The organism is Clostridium sp. FS41 (genome assembly GCF_000954015.1).
Taxonomy (GTDB): domain Bacteria; phylum Bacillota; class Clostridia; order Lachnospirales; family Lachnospiraceae; genus Enterocloster; species Enterocloster citroniae.
The window spans coordinates 1-1,628 of record NZ_JYHN01000015.1; the positions used below are offsets into that span (position 1 = coordinate 1).

At 50.2% G+C, this 1,628-nt stretch carries 2 protein-coding genes; both read left to right on the forward strand.

Annotation, left to right across the window (positions count from 1 at the left end; all coding sequences use genetic code 11):
- On the forward strand, positions 1 to 1,118 hold a 1,118-nt coding region (locus tag CLFS41_RS30355), incomplete at its 5' end, for a hypothetical protein (RefSeq protein WP_347467312.1).
- Positions 1,115 to 1,628 (forward strand): NlpC/P60 family protein (locus CLFS41_RS02040; protein WP_045091310.1); only part of this gene is annotated, 514 nt, incomplete at its 3' end. The genes CLFS41_RS30355 and CLFS41_RS02040, both read left to right, overlap by 4 nt.

The following is a 1,628-nucleotide window of genomic DNA, read 5'->3' on the forward strand; positions in this document are numbered from 1 at the left end:
CATGGGAACCCTACACTGGCGGCAAACCCAGCCCATCAGAGGAGTATCCGCAGCCACTGGATGTGACGGTGACGGGTGCTAATTTATTTGATGCAAGTCTGTTAAAATCAATGGCTGGGGGTACTTGGTCATTAAGCGATGGTGAACGTAAGATATCGGTAACTGGCATAAATCCATATGCGGCGTGTACAGCTGCCGTCCCAATCGATAGTATAAGAGGTAAAACGGTTACGTTATCGGGTAATGTTGAGAGCAGGACTAATGTGGATTGCCCAGTTGCTATCCAGGGAAGGCTGACGCTATCAGACGGAAGATTGGAATATTATGCTGCAACCTATAAAAAGATAGCGATCACAATACCAGAGGATGCGCAAGGTTTCAAAATTGAACTAATTACGAATAATCGCAATACAGCATTAGACATAGCAAATACAACCGTATTTACGGATGTCTTATTAAGCTTTGATGGGGAAGCTACATGGGAACTATTCGCCGGATACCAGACCGCAACTATCCAGCTGACAGCCCCACTATATGGTATCGGGGATGTACGGGACAGGATAATGTGTAAGGGTGGGGAGTGGGGGATAGAGCGGCAGTTTATAGCACTAACCTTTGATGGGAGTGAGGATGAAAAATGGGCAACCTCTGACACGAACGATACAGGCAAAAAAAGATATATTACTGCGGGTTATAATAATGTGATCAAGGCGGAGACAGAAGAAGCCACAACAAAAATATTATGTGATGTATTAAAAGCTGGAACGAACTTAGATACGTGGAGGAAAACTGAATGTATTTCATCAGGCCCCAAAAGTCAGGTATATATTTACTTGGAAAAGCTTAGTTCCGGCGATCTGGCTGCGTTCAAAGCGTATCTCGCGGCCCATCCCATATCAACCATCTTTGAACGTACCACCCCCACCTGGGAACCCCTCCCCGCCGCGACCCAATCCGCCCTAAACGCCCTTACCACCTTTACCGGCACCACCCACATCACCATTACCGCAGGAGGGCCGGAACCGGACGTGGCGGTGGAGTATGTGCAGGATACCAGGGCGGTGATCGCGGATATCATGGCACAGATTGACGAAATTAGAAATGGAGGTACGACATGACAGCATTATTAAGGAGACAGGCCGTGATCGACAAGTACGCAGAGATCATAGGCCGCAACATATACAGCCAGTCCCTGCGGGATTACTGCTATAAGGCATACAAGGACGGCAACTACTACAGTGATTGCTCATCATCCATCTGCTACGCTTATCAGCAGGCAGGGCAAGGCTTTGGGATCACCAACACTGCGGGCATGTACAACTCCCCAAAGCTGACCACGGTGGATGCAGACATAGCCCAGGGCTTCCCTGACACGTCCCGGTTACGACCAGGGGACATGCTGCTGTTTGCCGGTACGGATGCCAGCAGGCCAAAGCGGATCGGCCACGTGGAGATGTACTGCGGTAATGGTATTATCTGCGGACATGGCAGCGGAAGACCGTCCTACAAAGACCTGACCGCCTACTGCAAGAGCCGGTACAACTCCTGGGCGTCCGGGGGCTGGCGTAAGGGCCTGGTGGCTGTAAAACGATACATACAGGATGATGCAGTGATGGAGCCGGAGCGGC